At 61.8% G+C, this 23,246-nt stretch carries 22 protein-coding genes; 11 read left to right on the plus strand and 11 right to left on the minus strand.

Annotation, left to right across the window (positions count from 1 at the left end; all coding sequences use genetic code 11):
• The first annotated feature begins 207 nt into the window (after window positions 1–207).
• The 5 genes from M2366_RS07150 (at window position 208) to M2366_RS07170 (ending at window position 5,339) form a co-directional block, all read left to right on the plus strand.
• Window positions 208–2,163, plus strand: coding sequence for a heme lyase CcmF/NrfE family subunit (locus M2366_RS07150; protein WP_224430889.1), 1,956 nt, complete (start codon window positions 208–210; stop codon window positions 2,161–2,163).
• Window positions 2,160–2,690, plus strand: a complete 531-nt coding sequence (locus tag M2366_RS07155; RefSeq protein ID WP_259269299.1) for a DsbE family thiol:disulfide interchange protein — start codon at window positions 2,160–2,162, stop codon at window positions 2,688–2,690. Before M2366_RS07150 ends, M2366_RS07155 begins: the two co-directional genes overlap by 4 nt.
• Window positions 2,690–3,169: a cytochrome c-type biogenesis protein gene (locus M2366_RS07160; RefSeq protein ID WP_042039555.1), complete on the plus strand. Its 480-nt coding sequence runs from the start codon at window positions 2,690–2,692 to the stop codon at window positions 3,167–3,169. The genes M2366_RS07155 and M2366_RS07160 overlap by 1 nt, the downstream gene beginning before the upstream one ends.
• Window positions 3,166–4,431, plus strand: coding sequence for a c-type cytochrome biogenesis protein CcmI (gene ccmI, locus M2366_RS07165; protein WP_259269300.1), 1,266 nt, complete (start codon window positions 3,166–3,168; stop codon window positions 4,429–4,431). The genes M2366_RS07160 and ccmI overlap by 4 nt, the downstream gene beginning before the upstream one ends.
• 83 nt (window positions 4,432–4,514) lie before the next feature.
• The gene (locus M2366_RS07170; RefSeq protein ID WP_259235646.1) at window positions 4,515–5,339 is read left to right on the plus strand and encodes a VacJ family lipoprotein; all 825 of its coding nucleotides are present in this window, start codon (window positions 4,515–4,517) and stop codon (window positions 5,337–5,339) included.
• A gap of 122 nt (window positions 5,340–5,461) precedes the next feature.
• On the opposite strand, the gene sodB is transcribed toward M2366_RS07170, so the two are convergent.
• On the minus strand, window positions 5,462–6,046 hold the full coding sequence (gene sodB / locus M2366_RS07175) for a superoxide dismutase [Fe] (protein WP_042039491.1): 585 nt from the start codon (window positions 6,044–6,046) through the stop codon (window positions 5,462–5,464).
• 306 nt (window positions 6,047–6,352) lie between these two features.
• Between sodB and M2366_RS07180 the strand changes: the two genes are divergently transcribed.
• A complete protein-coding gene (locus M2366_RS07180) occupies window positions 6,353–6,694 on the plus strand; it encodes a Grx4 family monothiol glutaredoxin (protein ID WP_042039492.1) in 342 nt (113 codons plus the stop codon).
• 81 nt (window positions 6,695–6,775) lie between these two features.
• On the opposite strand, the gene M2366_RS07185 is transcribed toward M2366_RS07180, so the two are convergent.
• Window positions 6,776–7,987: an RsmB/NOP family class I SAM-dependent RNA methyltransferase gene (locus M2366_RS07185; RefSeq protein ID WP_042039493.1), complete on the minus strand. Its 1,212-nt coding sequence runs from the start codon at window positions 7,985–7,987 to the stop codon at window positions 6,776–6,778.
• A 227-nt stretch (window positions 7,988–8,214) separates the two neighbouring features.
• On the opposite strand from M2366_RS07185, the gene M2366_RS07190 reads away from it, so the two are divergent.
• The 5 genes from M2366_RS07190 to M2366_RS07210 all read left to right on the plus strand — a co-directional run bounded on the left by M2366_RS07190 (window position 8,215) and on the right by M2366_RS07210 (window position 13,133).
• Window positions 8,215–10,218 (plus strand): reprolysin-like metallopeptidase, encoded by a 2,004-nt coding sequence (locus M2366_RS07190; protein ID WP_404972790.1) that lies wholly within the window; start codon window positions 8,215–8,217, stop codon window positions 10,216–10,218.
• Entirely contained in the window at window positions 10,215–10,574 is a 360-nt protein-coding gene (locus tag M2366_RS07195) for a hypothetical protein (protein WP_259269301.1), read from the plus strand. The genes M2366_RS07190 and M2366_RS07195 overlap by 4 nt, the downstream gene beginning before the upstream one ends.
• A 184-nt stretch (window positions 10,575–10,758) precedes the next feature.
• Window positions 10,759–11,397, plus strand: coding sequence for a pyridoxamine 5'-phosphate oxidase (pdxH, locus tag M2366_RS07200; protein ID WP_157013822.1), 639 nt, complete (start codon window positions 10,759–10,761; stop codon window positions 11,395–11,397).
• 50 nt (window positions 11,398–11,447) lie between these two features.
• A complete protein-coding gene (locus M2366_RS07205; RefSeq protein WP_259269302.1) occupies window positions 11,448–12,434 on the plus strand; it encodes a GNAT family N-acetyltransferase in 987 nt (328 codons plus the stop codon).
• 177 nt (window positions 12,435–12,611) lie between these two features.
• Window positions 12,612–13,133: a GNAT family N-acetyltransferase gene (locus tag M2366_RS07210; protein ID WP_259269303.1), complete on the plus strand. Its 522-nt coding sequence runs from the start codon at window positions 12,612–12,614 to the stop codon at window positions 13,131–13,133.
• Window positions 13,134–13,211: 78 nt separating this feature from the next.
• Here M2366_RS07210 and M2366_RS07215 read toward each other — a convergent pair whose 3' ends face one another.
• The 9 genes from M2366_RS07215 to M2366_RS07255 all read right to left on the minus strand — a co-directional run bounded on the left by M2366_RS07215 (window position 13,212) and on the right by M2366_RS07255 (window position 22,867).
• Window positions 13,212–14,354: a cupin domain-containing protein gene (locus M2366_RS07215; protein ID WP_042039497.1), complete on the minus strand. Its 1,143-nt coding sequence runs from the start codon at window positions 14,352–14,354 to the stop codon at window positions 13,212–13,214.
• A gap of 155 nt (window positions 14,355–14,509) precedes the next feature.
• Complete coding sequence (purB, locus tag M2366_RS07220; RefSeq protein WP_224430883.1) at window positions 14,510–15,880, minus strand: adenylosuccinate lyase; 1,371 nt, start codon at window positions 15,878–15,880, stop codon at window positions 14,510–14,512.
• A 26-nt stretch (window positions 15,881–15,906) separates the two neighbouring features.
• Window positions 15,907–16,518 (minus strand): high frequency lysogenization protein HflD, encoded by a 612-nt coding sequence (gene hflD / locus M2366_RS07225; protein ID WP_042039499.1) that lies wholly within the window; start codon window positions 16,516–16,518, stop codon window positions 15,907–15,909.
• A 262-nt stretch (window positions 16,519–16,780) separates the two neighbouring features.
• The gene (mnmA, locus tag M2366_RS07230; RefSeq protein WP_224430882.1) at window positions 16,781–17,887 is read right to left on the minus strand and encodes a tRNA 2-thiouridine(34) synthase MnmA; all 1,107 of its coding nucleotides are present in this window, start codon (window positions 17,885–17,887) and stop codon (window positions 16,781–16,783) included.
• Window positions 17,888–18,053: 166 nt separating this feature from the next.
• Window positions 18,054–18,542 carry an NUDIX hydrolase gene (locus M2366_RS07235; protein ID WP_224430881.1) on the minus strand — a complete coding sequence of 163 codons (489 nt, stop codon included), beginning with the start codon at window positions 18,540–18,542 and terminating at the stop codon, window positions 18,054–18,056.
• A 258-nt stretch (window positions 18,543–18,800) separates the two neighbouring features.
• Window positions 18,801–19,619 (minus strand): pseudouridine synthase, encoded by an 819-nt coding sequence (locus tag M2366_RS07240; protein WP_259269304.1) that lies wholly within the window; start codon window positions 19,617–19,619, stop codon window positions 18,801–18,803.
• Window positions 19,620–19,748: 129 nt separating this feature from the next.
• Window positions 19,749–20,516 carry a PTS sugar transporter subunit IIA gene (locus M2366_RS07245; RefSeq protein ID WP_259269305.1) on the minus strand — a complete coding sequence of 256 codons (768 nt, stop codon included), beginning with the start codon at window positions 20,514–20,516 and terminating at the stop codon, window positions 19,749–19,751.
• Entirely contained in the window at window positions 20,516–20,821 is a 306-nt protein-coding gene (locus tag M2366_RS07250) for a PTS fructose transporter subunit IIB (protein WP_224430878.1), read from the minus strand. Before M2366_RS07250 ends, M2366_RS07245 begins: the two co-directional genes overlap by 1 nt.
• 150 nt (window positions 20,822–20,971) lie before the next feature.
• Window positions 20,972–22,867, minus strand: coding sequence for a fructose-specific PTS transporter subunit EIIC (locus tag M2366_RS07255; RefSeq protein ID WP_259269306.1), 1,896 nt, complete (start codon window positions 22,865–22,867; stop codon window positions 20,972–20,974).
• Window positions 22,868–23,246 lie beyond the last annotated feature (379 nt).

Below are 23,246 nucleotides of genomic sequence, written 5' to 3' on the forward strand. Positions count from 1 at the left end.
CTTGAACTTTCGACGCTAGTCTCCCGCTTTTCGACTCTGAAAGGATGCCCATTATGATCCCGGAACTTGGCCGGTTTACCTTGCTCACTGGCCTGATGAGTGATGCCTCGGATATGAAAGGATGGCAACTATGATCCCGGAACCTGGTCGTTTTACCTTAACCACTGGCCTGATGACTGACTGCGCTGCGATGAAAGGATGCCCATTATGATCCCGGAACTTGGTCAGTTCGCCCTGATCCTGGCTTTTGCCACCTCCTTGCTGCTCGGCAGCTACCCGCTGCTCGGCGCCAAGTGGGGGCGGATTGGCATGATGCAAGCCGCCCGCCCGCTGGCCTATGCCCAGTTCCTGCTGCTGTTGCTGTCGTTCCTCTGCCTGACCTGGGCCTTTATCGACAACGACTTCACGGTGCAATATGTGGCGACCAACTCCAACAGCCTGTTGCCGCTGCAGTACCGGATATCGGCGGTGTGGGGCGCCCATGAGGGCTCCTTGCTGCTCTGGGTGCTGACCCTGGGAGGCTGGACCGCGGCCGTGGCCTTGTTCAGCCGTAGCCTGCCGCTCGATGCGGTGGCGCGGGTGCTGGGGGTGCTGGGCCTGATTGCCGTCGGCTTCACCGCCTTCGTGCTGTTCACCTCGGATCCTTTCACCCGCACCCTGCCGTTCTTCCCGGTGGATGGCCGCGATCTCAACCCCCTGTTGCAAGATCCGGGTCTCATCTTCCATCCTCCCATGCTCTACATGGGCTATGTGGGCTTCTCGGTGGCCTTTGCCTTTGCCATCGCCTCCCTGATGACCGGGCGTCTGGACGCCACCTGGGCGCGCTGGTCCCGTCCCTGGACCATGGCGGCCTGGGTCTTCCTGACACTCGGTATCGTGCTGGGCTCCTGGTGGGCCTATTACGAACTCGGCTGGGGTGGCTGGTGGTTCTGGGATCCGGTGGAAAATGCCTCCTTCATGCCCTGGCTGGCGGGCACTGCCCTGCTGCATTCGCTCGCGGTCAGCGAGAAGCGCGCCACCTTCAAGGCCTGGACAGTGCTGCTGGCGCTGTCGGCCTTCTCTTTGAGTCTGCTGGGTACCTTCCTGGTGCGTTCCGGCGTGCTGGTCTCGGTGCATGCGTTCGCCTCGGATCCGACCCGTGGCCTCTTCATTCTCGGCTTCCTGCTGGCGGTGATCGGCAGCTCCCTGCTGCTGTTTGCCTTCAAGGGTTCCCAGGTGAAGAGCCATGGCAAGCATGAGTTCTGGAGTCGCGAGACTCTGCTGCTTGGCAACAACATTCTGCTGATGGCCGGATTGCTGACCGTGCTGCTCGGTACCCTGCTGCCCCTGGTGCACAAGGAGCTGGGCCTGGGGAGCATCTCCATCGGTACTCCCTTCTTCAACCATATCTACAGCTGGCTCATCATCCCCTTCGCCGCCCTGCTGGGGGTCGGCCCGCTGTTCCGCTGGCGCCGCCAGGCGGTGGGCGAGCTCAAGGGCAAGGTGATCCTCGCCCTGGCATTGAGCCTGGCTGCCGCCTTGCTGCTGCCCTGGTTCTTTGCCGAGGAGTTCAAACCCTGGGCGGCCCTTGGCATAGGTCTTGGCGCCTGGATCATCATCACCAGCATCCAGGAGACCTGGGTGCGTGCCACCCACAAGCACAGCTTCGGTGTCGGTGTTCGCCGGCTTGGCAACAGCCACTGGGCCATGATCTTCGGTCATGTGGGGCTGGCGGTCAGCATCATCGGCATCGCCTGTACCCAGAACTACAGCATCGAGAAGGACTTGCGCATGCAGGCCGGCGACAGGGTGCATTTCGCCGACTACGAGTTTGTCTTCACCGGCATCAAGGAGAAGAACGGCCCCAACTACGAAGGCTTCAAGGGAGTGCTTGAGGTGCATCGTGACGGCAAGCAGGTCGCCCTGCTCAAGCCGGAGAAGCGCAACTACATCGTCAGCCGTATGCCGATGACGGAAGCCGCCATCGATGCCGGCTTCACCCGGGATCTCTATGCGGCGCTGGGCGAGCCGCTCGATAATGGCGCCTGGGCCGTGCGCATCTATTACAAGCCGTTCGTGCGCTGGATCTGGTTCGGTGGCGTCTTCATGGCCATCGGTGGCGTGCTCGCCATGCTGGACAAGCGTTATCGCTTTGGCCGTCGTGAAGAGGAGGCCAAACCATGAACAAGAAGACCTGGTTGTTTCTGCTGCCCTTCATCATCTTCCTGCTGGGGGCTGTGTTCCTGTTCAAGGGGCTCTATTCCGACCCGCGCAAGCTGGAATCCGTGATGGTCGGCAAGGAGGTGCCCGTCTTTACCCTGCAAGACTTGCACGATCTCAACAAGCAGCATGACAGCAGCCTGTTCAAGGGACGGCCCATGCTGCTCAACGTCTGGGCGACCTGGTGCCCGACCTGCTACGCCGAGCACACCTACCTCAAGGAGCTGGCGGGGCAGGGGGTGACCATAGTCGGCATGAACTACAAGGACGAGCGTGACAAGGCCCTCAAGTGGCTGGATGAGCTGGGCGATCCCTATCAGGTCAGCCTCTACGATCCCGACGGCATGCTGGGTCTGGATCTCGGTGTCTATGGCGCGCCCGAGACCTTCTTCATCGACTCCCAGGGCATCATCCGTTATCGCCACGTGGGGGACGTCAACGCCCAGGTGTGGGAATCCACCCTCAAGCCCATCTATGAGGCGATGAAATGATGCGCCGCTCTCTCTCTGCCCTCTTGCTGACCCTGGCATTGGGCACTTCCTGGTCGGCATTGGCTGCCATCGACGTCTACAGCTTTGACTCCGATGCCCAGGAGCAGACCTTTCGTGAGCTGACCCGCGAACTGCGTTGTCCCAAGTGTCAGAACCAGGACATTGCCGACTCCAATGCCGGCCTTGCCAAGGACTTGCGTGACAAGACCTACCAGATGGTGCATCAGGGCAAGGAGAAGCAGGAGATCATCGATTACATGGTGGCGCGCTATGGCAACTTCATTCTCTACGACCCGCCGATGATGGCCTCCACCCTGATCCTCTGGCTGGGGCCATTCGGGGTGATAGTGATAGGTTTCTGTGTCGTGGTGGCCCGTGCCCGCAAGCGGCCAAGGAGTGAGCCTGCACTCCAGCCGGGATTGAACGATGAGGAGAGTCGCCGTCTGGCTGCCCTGCTCAAAGAGGAAGAGAAACAATGATCGCATTCTGGATTGTCATCGTCGCCTTGCTGGCGCTGGTGAGCCTGACCCTGGCTCTGCCGTTGCTGCGTGGTGAGAGCCGTCAAACCATCAGTCGCTCGGCGCTCAACAAGCAGCTCTATCGCCAACGGGTCGTGGAGATAGGGGAGGAGCGTGATCAGGGCATTCTGGCCGAGGAGCAGGAGTCTCTGGTGGAGCTGCAACGTAGCCTGCTGGATGATATTCCTGATGTCGAACAGACCGCCAGTGCCGGTCGCAGCCTGGTCTGGATCCCGGGGGTGCTGGTCCTGGTGGTGGTGAGCCTGGCGCTCTATGCCAAGCTGGGCGCCTGGCAAGAGGTGATGCATTGGCAGTCGGTCAATGCGCGCCTGCCTGAACTCAGCAACAAGATTTTGGTTGAGCGTGATAGCGATGTGACCGAGCAGGATCTGCAGGAGTTCATGCTGGGACTGCGTACCCGCTTGGCCGAGGAGCCGGGTGATTACCGTGGCTGGCTGCTGCTCGGCCGTCTGGCGCTGGATGGCAACGATCCGGACACGGCGCTCGGCTCCCTCGAGCGGGCCTACCAGATGGCGCCGGAAAAACGCCTGGTGACGGTACCCTATGCCCAGGCGCTGATGATGAACGGTGATGAGGTGAAAGCCGACGCGCTGCTTCAGCAGGCCATCGCCAGGGATCCCCAGGATCTGGAGGCGCGCTCCACCTATGCCTTCATGGCGCTGCAAAAAGAGGACTTCAAGACGGCCCTCAGCCGTTGGCAGGCGATGTTGCCATTGATGGAGAAGGGGTCGAGCCGCTATCAGATGATAGAGCGCTCCATCGAGTACGCGGAGCAGCAACTGGCCAAGAGTGGTGGCCAGCTTGCTCCGAGTGCGGCCAGTGGCGACCCGCAAGGGGAGGTTAGCCTGGCGGTGAAGGCGGGTGAGTTCCCCATCCACATCACCCTGGCGCCAGGTATTCAGATGCCAGATGATCCTCACCTCTTCGTGTTTGCCGTGGTCCCCAATGGCCCGCCCATGCCAATCGCGGTCAAGCGGATCCGGGATCCCAAGTTGCCCGTCACCCTCTCTCTCGGTGATGGGGACGCGATGATCGAGGGCAGCAAGCTTGAAGTGAACCCCGAGCTGCAATTCAAGGCGAGGCTCTCTGCCGGTGGCAACGTCATGAACAAGGAGGGGGCCTTCGAAGGGGTATCGACAACGGTATCAACAGCGACAATTCCGACAGTGCCGATTGACATCCGTATCGATCGCGCCCTCTAATAGTCATCTTTACTCGGCCCCTCTGGGGCCGAGCCGCTTATAATAATCAAACAGTTCAAGTGACTTTCTCAAGGTAAATCAGTATGCAAGTGCGTTTAGGTGCATGGGGACTGGCATTGCTACTCGGTGGTTGTGCTGGCGGCCCACCCAAACCGGGACCCGCGAGTCTGGATGTCGGGCTCAGTAATCACAATGCCCCCGAGGCGGTCAGTACCGCCAGCGATCCCCAGGATCCCTTCCAGGGGGTGAACCGCGCCATGTGGGCGGTCAACTTCGATGTGCTCGAACCCTATGTCGCCCGCCCCGTCATTCACAGCTATGCCGATTATGTGCCGGACAGCGTCAAGGAGGGGGTAGACAACTTCGTCAACAACTTCGACGAGCCGAGCAGCATGGTCAACCACCTGATCAGCGGCGATCTGCCTGGTGCCGGCAACAATCTGGGTCGATTCACCCTCAATACCACCCTGGGTCTGTTCGGCATCTTCGACGTGGCCAAGCATGTGGGGCTGGAGCGCAACATGCTGGAGATGAGCACCCTCATCGGCCGTGCCGACATTGGCGAAGGAGGTTACTTGATGTTCCCCGTGTATGGGCCAACCACCACCCGGGATCTGATTGGCGACACCATAGATACCCTCTACTTCCCCTATGCGCTGCTGACGTTCCCGATGAAGGTGGTGCACTGGGCGCTGGATGGGGTCGGTACCCGATCCAAGCTTGTCGATCAGGAGCGGGTGGTCGATAACTCCCTCGACCCTTACGCCTTCACCAAGGGCCTCTACCTGCAGTACGATCAGAGCAAGATAGAGGGGCGCAATATGCCGTTCGGCGATGGGGCCAGACCCCAGACCGGCCGTCAGGACGAGGGTAATCTGGATGAGTATCTGGACGAGATAGACCAGTAACAGATACACATCCGCATGACATGAGAGAGGCGCCCATGGGCGCCTCTCTCATTTTGATCGCTTGGCCAGCGCGGATAAAAAAACACCCCGCAGTGCGGGGTGTTTTGGCAAGAAAGAGGCTATCAGGCAGCCAGGTTCTTGGCCACGAATTCCCAGTTGACCAGGGTCCAGAAGGTTTCCATGTACTTGGGACGCATGTTGCGGAAATCGATGTAGTAGGCGTGCTCCCACAGGTCGACGGTCAGCAGCGGCGTGGTACCGGCTTCGGTCAGCGGGCAACCGGCGTTGGAGGTGTTGACGATGGCCAGGGTGCCGTCGGCTTTTTTCACCAACCAGGTCCAGCTAGAACCGAAGTTGCCGATGGCAGACTTGGTGAAGGCATCCTTGAACTCGGCGAAGGAGCCGAATTGCTTGGTGATGGCATCGGCCAGGGCGCCAGTCGGCTCATTGCCGCCATTCGGGGAGAGGCAGTGCCAGTAGAAGGTGTGGTTCCAGATCTGGGCGGCGTTGTTGAAGATGCCACCGGTGGAGGTCTTGATGATCTCTTCCAGGGACTTGCCTTCAAACTCGGTACCCGGCACCAGGTTGTTCAAGTTGACCACATAGGTGTTGTGGTGCTTGCCGTGGTGATATTCCAGGGTTTCCTGGGAGATGTGCGGTTCCAGAGCATTGATTGCGTAGGGCAGAGCGGGAAGTTCGAAAGCCATTTTCTACTCTCCATTGGCTGGCCGTGCGAAAGCGACGGTTGCAAGACATTGCATAGGCTTTTCTTGGGCGAAAAGCATTATTTTACGTGACTGGGCGAACGTCCTGAGGTTGCCGGACGGGCGCCCAATGGGCCGAATGATTGTAACAGCATCAAAGATGGGCTCACAACTCTTGATTCTCGCCATGACGGGGATCAAGTTGCCGCGTATTGAGTCGGGTGTAAATGACGCGTTTTCGGTTTGCCGGTTTGTGGTCGGCTGACTTTGCAGTAGAATGATCGGCGAAATCGCTCTAGTGAGGCACCTATGGAAACTATTGAAAAGATTAAACAGCAGCTGGCCGAGAACCCCATCATTCTCTACATGAAGGGATCCCCCAAGCTTCCGAGCTGCGGTTTCTCTGCCCAGGCCTCCCAGGCCATGATGTCTTGTGGCGAACCCTTCGCTTATGTGGACATCTTGCAGAACCCGGACATCCGCGCCGAGCTGCCCAAGTTTGCCAACTGGCCGACCTTCCCCCAGCTGTGGGTCGATGGTGAGCTGGTCGGTGGCTGCGACATCATGATTGAGATGTTCCAGGCAGGCGAACTGCAGACCCTGGTCAAAGAGACCGCCGCCAAGTACAAGTCGGAAGACGCCGCAGAATAAGCGCTGTTACCGGTTGCGAAATACAAAGAGGGGAGCCATTGGCTCCCCTCTTTCATGGGCAATGATGCCCTGCATTTCCCTTTAGGAAATACGCTCCAGACGAGCCATATAGAAGCCATCGAAGCCGGTCTGGCTCGGGCTGACATTATGATCGTCCAGCAGGCGGAAGTGCTCGTTGGCGGCCAGGAACTTGTCTATCTGCTGACGGTTCTCGGAGGGCAGTATGGAGCAGGTTGCATAGACCAGGATGCCACCTATCTTGGTCATCTGGCTGTAGCGCTGCAATATCTCTTCTTGCAGTGCCATCAGGATCGGCAGACGCTCGGCGGTGTCGCGCCACTTGGCATCCGGATTGCGCTTGAGTACGCCCAGGCCCGAGCAGGGTACGTCCAGCAGCACACGATCTGCGCTCTCTTTGAGGCGTTTGACGGTCTTGCTGCTGGTGATGACGCGGGTCTCCACGTTGTGGGCACCGGCGCGGCGGGCACGCTGCTTGAGGTTTTCCAGCTTCCACTCTTCCACGTCCATGGCGAGCAGGCGGCCCTTGCCCTCCATCAGGGCGGAGATGTGCAGCGTCTTGCCACCGGCACCGGCGCAGGCATCGATCACCTTCATGCCCGGTTTGACGTCGAGGGCGGCCGCAACCAGCTGGGAGCCGGCATCCTGCTGTTCGAACCAGCCATCGGCAAAGGCCTTGGTGCGGAACAGGGCTGAGTCGGAGGTGACCTGCAGGGCGCTGTCGACACCCTCAACGGGGATGGTGCTCACATGCTCTTTGTTGAGCTGGGCTTGCAGCTGCGCCTTGGTGCACTTGAGGCTGTTGACGCGCAGGTAGCGCTTGGGCATCCAGGCCAGGGCGGCCCGTTCGGCAGGCCAGGCGTCGCCAAGTTGCTCGGCACCGAGTTTTTCCAGCCAGCTGGGGCAGCCATCCATCAGCACAGGGTTTTTCTTGGCTTCGGTCAGACGGCGACGAAACGCTTCTTCGTTGAAGCGATCCAAGCTGGGGTGGTTGGGCATATCAATCTTGTGGAACGCATGCCAGCTGTGCAGCAGCGGCCAGACGTTCTTGGCGGCTTGACGCACTTGAATGCCGGACAGGTTGCAGTAGAGGCTGAGGCGACGCAGCAGATCGCCGGTGACCAGGGCAATCCTTGCCTGTTCTTGGGGTTTGAGTTCGATGCCGGAAAAATGACGGGCGTAGGCACGGTCCAGGGTGAGACCCTGCGTCAGTACGTCGTCAAGAATGGCATCAACCAGATCCCCGAAACGGGGTAACAGTGGGGATTTGAGCATGAGATTAACCTTGGCCGATGAAATCCGCGCAATGATAGGGGTTAGACCAGATTGGCGCAACCGCAGCGCTCGCGCTTTCCCTTGCTGGTGACGCCATAAACGGCCATGATCCCGTAATTGATGGGGACAGGGGCGGTCAACACACCGAGAGGTCACCATACTCATTCGCGCAGCAAGCCATGATGGCCCTGAGTGGCCCGGACGATAAGGATATCCAGATGATGTCGATGCGAACACTCCTGCTATTGATCCCCCTGATGGCCAGTCAGGTTCAGGCAGAACCCGCACCACACTGGCGCACCCTGGCCGCCAGGGGTCAGGAAGAGGCTGGGCTAGCGGTGCGGGCGCGGGCCTTTCGCCAGGTCGATGATGCCAGTGCGCAGCTGACGGCACTGGCCGATGGTGCGCGCACCCTGGTGCTGCCTCTGCCCGAGGGGGGAGAGGTTGGTTTCATATTGACGCTCAACGATCTGTTGCCTGCCGCTTTGGCGGCCAAGTATCCAGGGATCCTCACTTTCAGCGGCCAGAGCCTGCAGGATGAGCGGGATACCGGCCGTTTCGAGCTGGGGCCCCTGGGTTTTCACGGCATGTTTCACTATCAGGGTCGGCTCATCTTCGTCGATCCCCTGAGGAATGGGCTGGGTTATGTGGTCTACGACCAGCGCGATGCCCTGAGTCCCCTCGAGCAGCAGGCTGACGAGGTGCTGGGTCAGCCCCTCGCCGCCGCCCGGGCCGTGCTGGTGAGTGGCAACGAGCGTCGGCGCTATGTCATCGCCATCTCGGCGTCGGGCGAGTACACCCAGTATCACACGGGGACCAAGGCCGGTGCACTGGCAGCCATCGCCACCCTGCTCAACCGGGTCAACGAGGTCTATCAGCGGGATCTCGGCGTGAACTTCCAATTGGTCGCCAACAACGATCTCGTCATCTACACCGACCCCGCCACTGACCCGTTCAGCAACGACAGCAGTGACATGGCCAAGAATCAGAGCGTGCAGGCGACGGCCCTTGGGGCGACCCCCTTTGATATAGGTCACGTGCTCAACACCGGGGGAGGGGGCCTGGCCATGCTGGGCAGCCTGTGCGTCGCCAATCTGAAATCCCAGGGGATGACCGGCTCGAGTGCTCCGGTGGGGGATGCCTTCTTCATCGATTACGTGGCCCATGAACTCGGCCATCAGCTGGGGGCCGATCACACCTTCAATGGCACCAGCGGGGACTGCGGCAGCGGCAGTCGTATCGCAGCGCAGGCCTGGGAGCCCGGCAGCGGCAGCTCCATCATGGGCTACGCCGGTTTGTGCGGCGAGGAGGATCTGCAAGATGGCAGCCTGCCATATTTCCACAGCAAGTCCATCGAGCAGATGCGCGAGCACATGGGGTTCTACCAGAGTTGCGGCACCCGGGAGGCGCTCAGCAACAATGCGCCTCAGGTCGCGGCGGGCAATGACTATGTGATCCCGGCCAATACCCCTTTCTTGCTCAATGGGGGGGGCTCGGATCTCGATGGAGACAGCCTGAGTTACAACTGGGAGCAGCTCGATCGCGGTGCCGCCTCCACCAGTCTGGCGACCATGGTCGATGATGGCAGCAGGCCCATCTTCCCCTTTGTGGCGCCCGGCACCTCGAGTCAGCGACTATTGCCCAGCCTGAGTGCATTGCAAAGTGGCACCCTCGCCAAGGGAGAGGCGTGGCCGACCACCAACCGCACCCTGAATTTTCGCCTGACGGCCCGGGATGGCAAGGGCGGGGTGGGCAGTGACGAGATGCAGGTACAGGTGGTCGATACGGGATCCCCTTTCACACTGACCTCCCCATTGAGTGGCACCCTGAGCGAGGGACAAGCGCTGGCCATTCGCTGGCAGGTGGCGGGCAGCCAGGCGGCTCCCATCTCTTGTGCCAGGGTCGATGTGGCCTTGAGCGCCAATGATGGCCATGCCTGGAGTCCGCTTGCCAGCGCCATCCCGAACAGTGGCAACGCCTCCCTGACGCTGCCGACCCTGCCCGTCACCAGCCAGGGGCGACTGAAGCTGAGTTGCAATGGCAATATCTTCTTCGCCCTGAGTCCCAGATTGAGCCTGACCGGCAGTGGCAGCACCATAGGCACGGTCAGTCCGACACCAACAGTGCCCACTGATGACTCCAGCGGAGGCGGCGGTGGCGGCAGCCTGAGCCTCTGGAGTTTGTTGTTGCTCGCGCTGGGTGGTGCCATGCGACGTCGGGGTGACAGATGAGGGCCTTGTTGGCTCTGGGACTCTTGCTGCTGGCTGGCTGCCAGGCCGATGCCAGCCCCCAGGCCGGCACCAGGGCCGCCGTTGAGATCCCTGGCGTGGCGCAGGTCCTCAGTGAGCATCTGGCTCGCGGCGATCACCGGGTGATCATCCGGGCTGGTCGTGGCCAGATGGCGCCGGGCATTGCGGCCGAGCAGCAGGGGGCGGTCAAGGGGCGCTGTGGCATGCGTTATCTGGAGGGGCTGGGGGATCTGGTGAGGCCTGGGGAGGAGGCACAACAGCAGGCGTTGACTGACTTTGCCGCAGCATATAATCGCCAGATAGTGGCGCACTGCCCACGGGATGAGGGAGCAAGATAGCGCGCCAGGCCTCGCAGGATGCAGATGGGAAAAAGGGAGGGGGGCTATGGCCTCCCTTCGCAGTTGAGGCTTGTCGCAAGGCCGGGCTAGTCGCACAATGCCAACCAGGACATGACAGCCCCGAGGCAGGTACAGAGCCTTGGCGTCTTGCGCAGTCATGGGAAAATAAAGAAGGAAAAACAAGATGATGGATGTTGCTGATCTGCGCCGTGAATACAGCAAGGGTGGCCTGCACAGAGCCGATTTGCCTGTCGAGCCCCTGGCGCTGTTCGAGAAGTGGCTGGGGCAGGCCTGCGAAGCCAAGCTGTCGGATCCTACCGCCATGGTGGTTGCCACCGTCGATGCCAGCGGCCAGCCCTGGCAGCGCACCGTGCTGCTCAAACACTATGATGCGGCAGGCATGCTGTTCTACACCAACATGGGCAGCCGCAAGGCGCTGCAACTGGCGGGCAACCCCTGCATCAGCCTGCTCTTCCCCTGGCATATGCTGGACCGCCAGGTCCATGTCACAGGGCGCGTAGAGAAGCTGAGCACCTTGGAGGTGATGCGCTATTTCCACAGCAGACCCAAGGATAGCCAGATTGCGGCCTGGGTCTCGCAGCAGTCTTCCCGTATCAGTGCCCGTGGCGTGCTGGAGTCCAAGTTCATGGAGCTGAAGCAGAAATTCGCCAATGGCGAGGTGCCGCTGCCCAGCTTCTGGGGCGGCTACCGGGTGGTGATCGACAGCGTCGAGTTCTGGCAGGGGGGGGAGCACCGGCTGCACGATCGCTTCCTCTATCAGCGAGCAGGGGAGCGTTGGCAGATAGACAGATTGGCCCCCTGACAGCAGTGATCACTCACCCCTTTGATGACTCAGGGGCCTGGTCTGCTCAGGTGGAGAGACCGGGTGCCATGGGCCTGCTGATCGACAGGGATCTGCTCCAGGCTCACTGGCTCCCTGACGTGAGCGCCTGGCAGCGCGCCGGGCACAGCTGGTGGTTGCTGGGGCGGCGAGGAGATAACAATGCATGCTGCGGTGGCGCCTGGGAGCAGGAGAGTGCATTCCGCCCGGATGGGCGGCTCGATGCATCCGCGCTGCTGGCTGACTGGCTGGCGCCTGCGGGGGGGCCAGCGCGTGCGAGTGGGGCCCAAGACCGGCAGATCTTGCTGAGCGCCTCCTCGGCCTTGCTGGTACTGGCCAAGGAGCAGGGCTTGCTGACCCTGGGGCCCAGTGGTGCAGATCACTCCCTGTCCCTTACTCAGGGGCTGGGCCCCGCCTTGACGCGCCTGCTGGCAAGGCGCCTGACGCTGCCCTGGCTGCGAGAGCCGGCTCTCTCTCCAGAAGAGGCATCTCAGTCCCGGCGAGGGGCGCGGCTAGCCGGCGCCATCTGCCTGCGTCCTCTGGTGGCGAGGGATGCATCCTGGATAGCGGCTTACTGCCAGGATGCGGCCATTGCCCGTTATACCCTCAATATTCCCCACCCCTATCCCGAGGGGGCTGCCAGCGATTGGCTCCAGCTTTGCGGGCGCAAGCAAGGGCTGGGACAGGCATGGAGCTGGGCCATCTGGCTGGAAGGGGAAGCGGAGGCTGCGCCTGTGGGCACTGTGTCCCTGAGTTGCCAGGGCTCCCTGGCCTGGTGGGTCGGTGTGCCCTGGCAAGGGCTCGGCATCGCGACCAGGGCGGCGATACTGGTGCGAGACTTTGCCTTTGCGAGCGCTCACTTACCCGAGATCAACGGCTGCCACATGGCGAGCAACCTGGCCTCTGGCCGGGTGATGGCCAAACTGGGCATGAGCGATCTGGGGATGGCGCCTCTGGTCGAGCGTCCCGATTGCGTCGTGCGGCACTGGCGCTTGGGGCGCGGTGTCCGGGGGAGATAATCCTGGTGCCCCTTGAGGCTGTGTTCAGGCAGAGGGAGAGGCGGAATAGCCTCCAAGGATGGGGCGGGCTCTGTAACGTTTTCCTGGGGGAAAGCTCCCATTTCTGGTCAAAGGTGTTCCGGCCCGGCGGGATTTCTGTGGAATAATGGCGGCAAGTTGTATCAGGAGTCTGTCTTAATGCTGAGAACCGAGCGCCCCGGCGACATGTTACCCGTCTATGAGTTGGTGAGTGCCGCCTTTGGCCGCACCGATGAGGCCGAACTGGTCAACCGCCTGCGTGAATGCGGCGCTGCCGTGGTGACCCAGGTGGAAGAGGAGGACTATGAATTCATGGGCCACCTGCTGCTCAGCCCGGTGACCATCAATGGTCTGGAAGGGCCCTGGCTTGGCCTGGCACCGGTTGCCGTGCACCCGGACTGGCAGGGACAGGGCATCGGCTCGGAGCTGATCCGCGAGGGGCTGGATACGGCGCTGGAGATGGACTGGAAGGCAGTGGTGGTGCTGGGCGATCCCGTCTACTACGCTCGTTTCGGGTTTCGTCCCGCCAGTGAATTCGGTCTGCACTGCTGCTATGAGGTGCCAAGCGAGCACTTCATGGCCATGGAGCTGCAGGCGGGTGGCCTGACCAATCTGCAAGGAGAGGTGCTCTACCACCCCTTGTTCGACGAGATCCCCGAAGAGAGTGCTGACGAAGAGTGATGCCCGGCGAGCAGTCAGCCACAGTACCCCATCAAAAAGGCGCCATCAGGCGCCTTTTTTGTCTGTTCGGTTCGCCGTTCAGTCGAAGAACCAGTAACCGCGATTGACCAGGCGGGTGAACAGGTGCAGGAAGCCTGCCTGATCCGCGAGATCCACCATGTCGGACTGGGTCACCAGATCGCGATCGCACAGCAGCTTGAGGGCGGCGCCATCGGGTTCGCCCAGGGTCCAGGCCTCGCCATCGATGTAGCAGGTCTGGTTGTCGTCGCTAAACCAGACGCAGCGCAGACCAGGCACTCGCACCGCTGGCTGGCCCTGGGTCAGCAGATCGGCCACCTCATCGCTGCTGTAATCCGGGGCGTCGTCCTGAGGCAGAGGCATGACATCCAGATCGTGCTTGGCCTCGGAGATGGTGGCGCCGAACCACTCCTTGAACAGGGTCTCGTCATCCAACGCTTGTTGCATAAGCTCGCGCAGGCGGTGCAGCTCGTGCTGCTGGATCTCGCCATGGTGGCGGCAGGGTTTGAGATCCGGGTCGGCATAGCGCTCGGTGCGGATCTCGTTGTCGATCAGGTGATCGGCAAAAGAGGTGAGCAGATCCCGGGCATCCGGGGCGCGGAACCCCACCGAGAAGTTCATGGAGGGCTCGATGGCGTAGCCTTCATGGGGGAATCCGGGCGGAATATAGAGGATGTCGCCGGGTTCCATCTCCACATCGATGATCGCCTCGAAGGGCCCGCAGTGACGCAGGGCGCGGTGCGCGGCGTACTCGGTGATCTGCTGGGCATCCCCCACCCGCCAGTGGCGCTTGCCGACCCCCTGGGTGATGAAGACATCGTACTGATCGATGTGGGGACCGACGCCGCCCCCCGGGGTGGAGAAACTCACCATGACGTCGTCGAAACGCCAGCCCGGGATGAACTGGAAGGGCACCGCCAGTTCATGGACCTCGGGAGCCCAATGGTTGCAGGCCTGGATAAGCAGGGTCCAGTCACGCTCGCCCAGCTGATCGTAATCTTCGAAGGGGCCGTGCTCGGCGGTCCACTGGTCATCTTTGCAGGTGACGAGGCGCGACTCTATCTCTTTCTCCATGGCCAGCCCGGCCAGTTCATCGGGGCTGATGGGATCCTGAAACTGCGTGAAGCCGCCCTTGATAAGCAGGGGGCGCTTTTGCCAATGATGTTCGAGGAAGTGAGCGATATCCAGATTGAGTTCGTACATGGGCTTCTCATACCTAATTAAGTGGTCAGACAGAGGTCTTGATAAGGGCAGCGGCTGCGCTTATCGGGACATCCGCCCGGCAAGGGTTTATGGCGATTCACTGTGCAATGCCAAAACAACAGGGGCCCGGCGGGCCCCTGTTGGCAAGCGGGTACTTACTTCAGCTCATCAACCAGCTGCTTGGCGGCGCCAATATAGTTGGCCGGGGTCAGCTTCTTGAGCTCCACCTTGACGTGCTCGGGCAGTGCCAGGGTGTCGATAAAGGTGCGCATGCCCTCGGCATCGACGCGGCGGCCACGGGTCAACTCTTTGAGCTTCTCGTAGGGCTTCTCGATGCCGTAGCGGCGCATCACGGTCTGAATGGGCTCGGCCAGCACTTCCCAGTTGGCATCCAGATCGGCGGCCATGGCGGCGGCGTTGGCTTCCAGCTTGGAGATGCCCTTCAGGGTCGCCTGATAGGCAATCAGGGAGTAACCCACTGCCACGCCGAGGTTGCGCAGCACGGTCGAATCGGTGAGATCTCGCTGCCAGCGGGAGATGGGCAGTTTGCTCGCCAGGTGCTGGAATACCGCATTGGCCAGACCCAGATTGCCTTCGGAGTTCTCGAAGTCGATGGGGTTGACCTTGTGGGGCATGGTGGAGGAGCCAATCTCGCCGGCGATGGTGCGCTGCTTGAAGTGACCCAGGGAGATGTAACCCCACACATCCCGGTCGAAATCGATGAGGATGGTGTTGAAGCGGGCCATGGCATCGAACAGCTCGGCGATGTAGTCATGGGGCTCGATCTGGGTGGTATAGGGGTTCCAGGACAGACCGAGAGAGGTGACGAACTCCTCGGCGAACTGGTGCCAGTTCACTTCCGGGTAGGCAGATATGTGGGCGTTGTAGTTGCCGACCGCACCGTTGATTTTGCCGAGCAGTTCGACCGCCATGATCTGCTGGTACTGACGCTCCAGGCGATAGGCGACGTTGGCCATCTCCTTGCCCATGGTGCTCGGGGTTGCCGGTTGACCGTGGGTACGTGACAGCAGCGGCATGTCGCGATACTCATGGGCCAGACGCTTGATTTCACTGATCAACTGCTCGCAATAGGGTTTGATCACCTCTTCGCGGGCGGCCTTGAGCATCAGGCCGTGGGAGTTGTTGTTGATGTCTTCCGAGGTGCAGGCGAAGTGAATGAATTCGCTGACAGCCGCCAGCTCAGGGTTCACTTCCACCTTCTCCTTGAGGAAGTACTCAACGGCCTTCACATCATGGTTGGTGGTGCGCTCAATGGCTTTGATGCGAGCCGCATCCGCCTCGCTAAAGCCGTGGACTATGGCATCGAGGGCGGCATTGGCCTGGGCACTCAGGGTCGGGACTTCCGGGATCCCGGCGTGGCTGGCCAGTTTCTGCAACCAGCGCACCTCTACCTCGACGCGAAAACGCAGCAGACCGAATTCGGAGAAGATAGGGCGCAAGGCGGCGGCCTTGTCACCGTAGCGACCATCGATCGGGGATACAGCAGTCAGCGCTGACAACTCCATGGGGTGAACTCCTGATGTGTGGGGGATTAAAATCGTTTGGCCAGTTCCACCATCTTCTTGCGAGCGAAGATGATCTGGGTACGGCTGCCGCCAAGCTGGCGCCAGAGTACGGCGGCGCGGATGCCGGCGAGCAGCAGGGCGCGCACCTTGTGTTGTACCAGCGGCTGTTGCAGGAACAGCGGCGTACCAGCGACCTGGATACGGGGCCCTATGGGGCTGATAAGATCGCTGTAGATGCTCGCCATGTTGGCCAGGATCTGCTCGTCGAGCAGATCGAAATGCTGTTGCTGGCGACCAATCTGGCTGATGCGCTCCCCCAGCATGCTGAGGATATCTTTGCGCTTGGCCAGCTTGCGCTCCAGGGCGATCAGGCTGACCACATAGCGGGTCAGCTCGGCATTCTTCTGGCTGCCATCGGCGCCGAGTTGCTCGACCAGGGCGCGGTAGCCATCGCGAATGGCGAGGTGGCTGCCAAACACTTCCAGGGGCTGCTTGGGATTGGTGACCAGCACGCTTTGCAGGCTCTCGCGCAGGGCGGCCTCGTCGCAGCTGCCGTCACGGGCCACTTTCTGCACCAGATAGGCCGCCTGGCAGATGCCGGCAAAGGCCATGGTTCTGTCTTGAAATTTATCGCTCATACATTCACGGCCCTGTTTTGTTCATTCACCGGCTGATGCCGCCGCAGACCCTGACCTGGTTCTGTCTTGAAATGTATCCTTCATATGGTCACGGTCCTGTTTTGTTCATTCACCGGCTGATGCCGCCGCAGACCATGATCCTGCCTTGAAATGTATTGTGCATATGGTCACGGTCTTGATCTGTTCGTGCGCACCGGCTGACTGCAGCACAGTGCCAGGTTACTGACGAGGGCCGCGCATGTGCGCGGCCCTCGTGATTCATTCACACCGAATGGTTGAAACGCTGCTCGATGATGCCGCCGCCCAGGCAATTCTCTCCGTCGTAGAAGACCGCCGACTGGCCCGGGGTCACCGCAGCCTGTTTCTCGTCGAAGATGACCCGAATGGTCTCGTCATCCATGGGCTGGATGAGGCAGGGGATATCCTGCTGGCGGTAGCGGGTCTTGACGGTGCAGCGCAGCGGCGCACGAATGGGGGTACGATCCACCCAGTGCAGCTGGCTGGCGATGAGGCCATCCGAATAGAGGCGGGGGTGATCCCCCTGGGCCACGATCAGGGTGTTGCGCTCGACCTCTTTGTCGACCACATACCAGGCATCTTCCCCGGCATCCTTCATGCCGCCAATGCCCAATCCTTTACGCTGACCCAGGGTGTGATACATCAAGCCCTGATGGGTGCCGATCACCTTGCCATCCACGGTTTCGATAGGACCTGGCTGGGCGGGCAGGAACTTGGCCAGGAAGTCCTTGAACTTGCGCTCGCCGATGAAGCAGATGCCGGTGGAGTCTTTCTTCTTGGCGGTGATGAGCTCGAGCTGTTCCGCGATGCGGCGCACCTCGGGTTTTTCCAGATTGCCGACCGGGAACAGGCTCTGACCCACCTGGGCTTCGCTCAGGGTGTAGAGGAAGTAGCTCTGATCCTTGTTGGCATCCAGACCGCGCAGCAGGCGCGGGCGACCTGTGCTGTCATCCCGGCGCACATAGTGGCCGGTGGCGATGTAGGTGGCACCCAGCTCTTCGGCGGCAAACTCCAGGAACGCCTTGAACTTGATCTCCTTGTTGCAGAGGATGTCCGGGTTCGGGGTACGCCCCGCCTTGTACTCCTCGAGGAAATGTTCGAACACATTGTCCCAGTACTCGGCGGCGAAGTTGATGGTGTGCAGGTGCATGCCCAGCTTGTCGCAGACTGCCTGGGCATCAGCCAAATCCTGGGAGGCAGAGCAATACTCGTCCGTGTCGTCTTCTTCCCAGTTCTTCATGAACAAGCCTTCGACCTGGTAACCCTGCTGTTGCAGCAGGTAGGCCGAGACGGAAGAGTCCACACCGCCGGACATGCCGACGATCACCTTGATTTGGCTGTTATCTGTCATTGAGTGTCGTTACCAGTTCGTTTAAACGGGGCGTATTCTAACAGCATTTCGCGCCCTCGGTCACATATACAAATCATGATCCCGGGTTGAGCGGGGGGTGGCGAAATCGTTTGTCCCGGATTGGCGGCAGGGGCGGGCCTGGCTCTCCCGTGGCAGGCGTTGTTCGTCAGACGCCCGTCTGGGACTTGCCCTGGATGAAGGCTTGCAGGGCGCACAGGGGCAACCGGGTGCCAGCCAGGTAATCCTGGATGCATTGCCAGACCAGGGGGCTGCGCAAGGCGGCTCTGCGCTCGGCTATCTCGGCCAGGGTAAACCAGTGGCAGGCGAGCACGTCCCCATCGGGATCGGCGGGCTGATGCTGGCCCGGATCGCTGTGAAGGTCAAACACCAGGGCGGTGCGCAGGAAGGTGGCCTCGCTGTCGGCGGGTTTGAACAGATAGTTGCCGAGCCAGGCATTGGGCTCGGCCTCGAGCCCCGTCTCCTCTTTGAGCTCGCGCCGGGCCGCCTCAATCAGGGTCTCCCCCGCTTCCAGATGACCGGCGGGCTGATTGAAGCGCCGCTCACCGTGGATCGCCTCCTCGACCAGCAAGAAGCGTCCCTGCCAGTGCACCAGGGCGGCGACCGTCAGGCGGGCGGGCAGATATTCGTGATCCATAACAAGGCTCCTGGGCAGATAGGCACCGCAAGGTGCAAGGGGGCAATTCGAGCTGGCTTAGATAATCGGGGGTTCGGCCCGGCTTGTCACCCGCTCTTTGCCCGCCAGGGTGGCGGTGCTGGGGCAGCCTTGACTGAATCTCCCAGCTGGCAGGGGTAGGCGGCCGATCCTTGGGCTTGCCTGGGATGACCCTGTGATGGGGCGAGCACCACGCTCGGTGATCCCGCTCACCGCAACAGGCCCCTGGTCAGCACAAGGTCAGGCTTTACGAGCCGGACGGCGCGCGCTGGCGCGGCCGGAACCCTTGCTGCTCGCCCCCGTGCTTGCCTTGTCGGTGGCGCGTGCTGGGGGCTGGCCCCTGGCGGGCGTCGACGCGGCCATGCGGGTTGGCGCCGCTCTGGGCGCGCGGGGACGAGGGGCGGGGGAGGGCATCTCGCCGGGGGTCAGGGCACGGCTCTGGCCCGGGGCCAGCCCATCCAGGGTCCAGGCACCGATGGCGTAGCGAATGAGGCGCAGGGTCGGGTGGCCGATGTGGGCCGTCATGCGCCGCACCTGACGGTTGCGGCCCTCGACTATCTTGATCTCCAGCCAGCAGGTAGGAATGGCCTGGCGCTCGCGGATCGGTGGATTGCGCGGCCACACCTCAGGTTCCGCCATGATGCGTGCCTCGGCGGGCAGCGTCATGCCGTCATTGAGTTCAACCCCGGCGCGCAGGGCGGCCAGGGCCTCGTCACTCACCATCCCCTCAACTTGCACCCAATAGGTCTTGGGAGTCTTCTCTCCCGGCTGGGTGAGCTGGGCCTGCAACTTGCCGTCATTGGTGAGCAGCAAGAGCCCTTCGCTGTCGCGGTCCAGTCGGCCAGCGGCATAGATGCCGGGCTCCTTGACGTAATCCTTGAGGGTCTCTCGGCCCCCTTCGTCGGTGAACTGGCACAGCACCATGTAGGGCTTGTTGAGCAGCAACAAGGTGCGATCCTGCGCCGCCACGGGCGGGTTGGCGCCCCCGGTTTGAGTGCGCACCGGGGCGGCCGGGCGGGATGAGGGTCGTGGCGAGAGGAGAGGGCGGCTCGGTTTCATGGCATCTTGGCATCAATAATGGCGGGGCCACAGTGTATCACAGGCCCCCGGCGGCGGGATCTGTCCCCCTGGCGTGGGATCCGGCCGACCGGTTGATGAAGATAGTGGGCTCGCGGCAGGGATGAGGGGCTAGCTCAGCAGTCCCTCGATGACGATGGCGTGACGGGCCTGATGAGTGCTGGCGTGGAGCAGGGCATGGGTCAGGGTCTCGTCCATCATGGCCCGGGCCAGCCGGGTCAGGGGTCTGAGCTGGGCGGGGGGCAACTGCTGGGGGGCGCAGAGCAGGATGATGTTGTGCACCGCCCCCAAGCTGGAACCCCAATCGACGGGCTCTGAGCTGTGCAACATGGCGAGGGCGGGCTGGCGGACGGCGGCACTGAGCACATGGGGCATGGCGATGCCCGCCCGGATGATGGTGGCGCTGACCTGCTCGCGGGCCATAAGTTCACTGTGCAGGCCAGGACTCTCTTTGACCAGACTCTCTGGCAGGAGGCCTATCAGCTGCGCCAGCACCTGGGCCTTGGCGTGCGGGGCAGACAGGCTCGCCACCTGGGGCAAGGCAAAGTGGTAGTCGGGCTGGTGGGTGGCCAGGCGCTGCTCGGCGAGGTGCGCCGTCGCACTGCGGCCAAGGGGTTTGCCCAGCTCCACGCACCAGCAGTTGAACGCCATGTGGGCCAGTTCGGCATCCAGTCCTTCAATCAACAGCTGGCAGAGATCCCCGGGCTGGGTGGCTAAGGTGAGCAGGGCGAGCAGGCTGCTGGCCTCGGCGGTCTGGCGGCGACTGAGATTGCTCAATTGGATATGCGACTTGAACAGGCCCGCCATACGGCTCAGTTGCCGGGCCTGGCTGATGCTCAGGCCATGGCGGCAATAGAGGGTGATCTCGCGGCTCAGCATCAGGGCGCGGGGGGCGGGGCGCTGAGCACGGCGACCGCATTGAGCAGCACGGACTCCAGCGATACCTGGCGCTGGGGACAGCCGAGGAAGCGCTCTTTCTGCTCTATCTCGATGTCGGAGGCGATCAGCACCAGATCGGCGCTGGCGATATCCCGGGCGGTGAGGATATTTTCCAGCCCCATGGCGCCCTGGGTCTCGACCTTGATCTTCAACCCGAGCTGGGCGGCCGCCTTTTGCAGCGCTTCGGCGGCCATATAGGTGTGGGCAATGCCGGTGGGGCAGGCGGTAACGGCAACGACTTTCATGGGACCTCGCAAAAATGGGTAGCGCCGGGACAAGATAACGTCTGGCCTCGAAATGTCCAACGGACAGATAGGCCCGGCTAGCTTGCGGTGTGCCGCTGACAACACAAAGAGGCCCAGGAGGGCCTCTTTGTGGTTCGGGGCTTCTGTTGTTTAAGCGGGTACGGCAGCCAGCTTGCCCTTGCGCAATTTTTTCAGGGCAACGGCGACCACGCCGGTGACGATGGCACCGCAGATCATGCACAGCAGGGCCAGCAGCGGCTTGTTGACCGCGCCCAGCAGGGCCACGATGGGGCCACCGTGGGCCACGCTGTTGGTGATGCCGAACAGGAAGGCCATCACGGCGGCGGTCATGCTGCCCAGCACGTTGGCCGGAATGACCGCGAGCGGGTCACGGGCGGCAAACGGAATGGCCCCTTCGGAGATGCCCACCAGGCCCATGGCACCGGCGGCTTTGCCCGCTTCGATTTCGGAGGCATCGAACACATCCAGCTTGCGACCAATGAGGGTGGCGAAGGCCATGCCCAGTGGTGCGGCAGGAATGGCGCAGGCCATGGCGCCCATGAACTGGGTCTGGCCCGAGGCTATCATGCCCACCGAGAACAGGAAGGCGACCTTGTTGACCGGGCCCCCCATGTCAAAGCCCGCCATGCCACCCAGTACTATGCCCAGCAGCACCATGCTGCCGCCGCTCATGGAGAGCAGCATGTTGTTGAGGCCGGTCATCATGTCGGCGATGGGGGCGCCAATGATGAAGATGAACACCGCGGCAATGAACAGGGAACCGACGATGGGCGCAATCATGACCGGCACCAGGGGTTGCACCATCTTGCTGTAGTTGCGGGTCGCTATCCAGCGCACCAGGTAGCCGACCAGCAGGCCCGCGACGATGGCACCGATAAAGCCGGTGCCAGCGTCGGCGCCGTAGAAGCTGCCGTCATTGGCTATCCAGCCGCCGATAAAGCCCGGCGCCAGGGCGGGGCGGTCGGCAATGGCATAGGCGATGTAGGCCGAGAGCACGGGGATCATCAGCTTGAAGGCCACCACGCCGACGTTGAGGATCTGGTTCCACATGCTCCCTTCCGGGATCTGCATGCCGCTCGGGGTCGGGTGACCCCCTATGGCCAGTGCCAACGCAATCAGCAGGCCGCCGGTGACCACGAAGGGGATCATGTGGGAGACGCCGTTCATCAGGAAACGGTAGAGATCGCCGCTGCCGCCACCGGCGCTCTGCTCCTCGCCCTTCTTGTCCTCTTTGTCTGCCACATAGGCTGGCGCCTTGAGCGCCTGCTCGATCAGCCCCTTGCCATCCTTGATGGGGGCCTTGACCCCGGTCTTGATGAGCGGCTTGCCGTTGAAGCGGGACATGTCCACCTGCTTGTCACAGGCCACCACGATGGCGCTGGCGCGGGCAATGTCGGCCGCAGTCGGGCTGTTCTTGACGCCGATGGAGCCGTTGGTCTCCACCTTTATCTCATAACCCAGCTCCTTGGCGGCGCGCTCAAGGGACTCGGCGGCCAGATAGGTGTGGGCGATACCGGCCGGGCAGCCGGTGACACCGATGATGAAGCCTTTGTCGGCGACTGGGGCGGCTTGCTCTTCTTTCTTCTCGAGCAGCAGGGCCAGTGCCTCGGCAGAGCTCCTGGCGGCCAGCAGTTTGGCGATGAAACCCTCTTCGATCAGCTTGGCGGAGAGCTCGGCCAGCACCTCGATATGGTGGTTGGCGCCACCGGCCGGGGAGGCAATCATGAAGAACAATTTGGAGGGCTGCCCATCCTCGGCGCCGTAGTCGATGCCGGCTCGGCTGATGCCGATGGCCACCGCCGGGGTGCTCACCGCCGCGCTTTTGGCGTGGGGCAGGGCAACCCCCTCCTCGAAGCCGGTGTTGTCCAGCGCTTCCCGGGCCCACAGGTCCTTGATGAACTGCTGCTCATCGCTGACTTTTCCCTGGGCGACCAGCAAGCGGGCCATCTCGCTGAAGACCTCCTCCTTGCATGTCGCTGTTAAATCGAGATTGATCAGATGCTCGTTGATAAGGGTGGTGATCATGGCGTTCTCCCTGCTCCTGGCCGGAGCCTGTTGGCATCTCTTCCCGGATTGCCGCCCGGGACATGCAGACAAAGTTGACACTCATATTATGGTGGCATGGCGGCCACTGCCCTATCGGACAAACATGCTGTTTACTGGATTTTTGTGCGGTAAAATCCTGAGTGTGAGCCGGATCCCAAAGCGAGCTATTGGTCTAAGATAGTAAGGCGCTTGTATTTTTACACATAAAATCATGATGTTAGTTTATATCTGGTTGCGGTGCTATCGCTGTGGCCCTACCAGTCAGGACGGGAGAGAGAAGCTTCTTCTGTAAATTTGTGAGGGTAGATGATGGGGCGAGATGTGAGCCAACGCACATAAATGGCAGCCGTCAGGGGGA

The sequence above is a fragment of the Aeromonas sp. BIGb0405 genome, assembly GCF_024807335.1.
Lineage (GTDB): Bacteria > Pseudomonadota > Gammaproteobacteria > Enterobacterales > Aeromonadaceae > Aeromonas > Aeromonas rivuli.

Bases quoted from the DNA above. Each gene is read 5' to 3' on its own strand.
- M2366_RS07150 (WP_224430889.1), top strand. From the start codon at position 208: ATGATCCCGGAACTTGGTCAGTTCGCCCTGATCCTGGCTTTTGCCACC.
- M2366_RS07155 (WP_259269299.1), top strand. From the start codon at position 2,160: ATGAACAAGAAGACCTGGTTGTTTCTGCTGCCCTTCATCATCTTCCTG.
- M2366_RS07160 (WP_042039555.1), top strand. From the start codon at position 2,690: ATGCGCCGCTCTCTCTCTGCCCTCTTGCTGACCCTGGCATTGGGCACT.
- ccmI (WP_259269300.1), top strand. From the start codon at position 3,166: ATGATCGCATTCTGGATTGTCATCGTCGCCTTGCTGGCGCTGGTGAGC.
- M2366_RS07170 (WP_259235646.1), top strand. From the start codon at position 4,515: ATGCAAGTGCGTTTAGGTGCATGGGGACTGGCATTGCTACTCGGTGGT.
- sodB (WP_042039491.1), bottom strand. From the start codon at position 6,046: ATGGCTTTCGAACTTCCCGCTCTGCCCTACGCAATCAATGCTCTGGAA.
- M2366_RS07180 (WP_042039492.1), top strand. From the start codon at position 6,353: ATGGAAACTATTGAAAAGATTAAACAGCAGCTGGCCGAGAACCCCATC.
- M2366_RS07185 (WP_042039493.1), bottom strand. From the start codon at position 7,987: ATGCTCAAATCCCCACTGTTACCCCGTTTCGGGGATCTGGTTGATGCC.
- M2366_RS07190 (WP_404972790.1), top strand. From the start codon at position 8,215: ATGCGAACACTCCTGCTATTGATCCCCCTGATGGCCAGTCAGGTTCAG.
- M2366_RS07195 (WP_259269301.1), top strand. From the start codon at position 10,215: ATGAGGGCCTTGTTGGCTCTGGGACTCTTGCTGCTGGCTGGCTGCCAG.
- pdxH (WP_157013822.1), top strand. From the start codon at position 10,759: ATGATGGATGTTGCTGATCTGCGCCGTGAATACAGCAAGGGTGGCCTG.
- M2366_RS07210 (WP_259269303.1), top strand. From the start codon at position 12,612: ATGCTGAGAACCGAGCGCCCCGGCGACATGTTACCCGTCTATGAGTTG.
- M2366_RS07215 (WP_042039497.1), bottom strand. From the start codon at position 14,354: ATGTACGAACTCAATCTGGATATCGCTCACTTCCTCGAACATCATTGG.
- purB (WP_224430883.1), bottom strand. From the start codon at position 15,880: ATGGAGTTGTCAGCGCTGACTGCTGTATCCCCGATCGATGGTCGCTAC.
- hflD (WP_042039499.1), bottom strand. From the start codon at position 16,518: ATGAGCGATAAATTTCAAGACAGAACCATGGCCTTTGCCGGCATCTGC.
- mnmA (WP_224430882.1), bottom strand. From the start codon at position 17,887: ATGACAGATAACAGCCAAATCAAGGTGATCGTCGGCATGTCCGGCGGT.
- M2366_RS07235 (WP_224430881.1), bottom strand. From the start codon at position 18,542: ATGGATCACGAATATCTGCCCGCCCGCCTGACGGTCGCCGCCCTGGTG.
- M2366_RS07240 (WP_259269304.1), bottom strand. From the start codon at position 19,619: ATGAAACCGAGCCGCCCTCTCCTCTCGCCACGACCCTCATCCCGCCCG.
- M2366_RS07245 (WP_259269305.1), bottom strand. From the start codon at position 20,516: ATGCTGAGCCGCGAGATCACCCTCTATTGCCGCCATGGCCTGAGCATC.
- M2366_RS07250 (WP_224430878.1), bottom strand. From the start codon at position 20,821: ATGAAAGTCGTTGCCGTTACCGCCTGCCCCACCGGCATTGCCCACACC.
- M2366_RS07255 (WP_259269306.1), bottom strand. From the start codon at position 22,867: ATGATCACCACCCTTATCAACGAGCATCTGATCAATCTCGATTTAACA.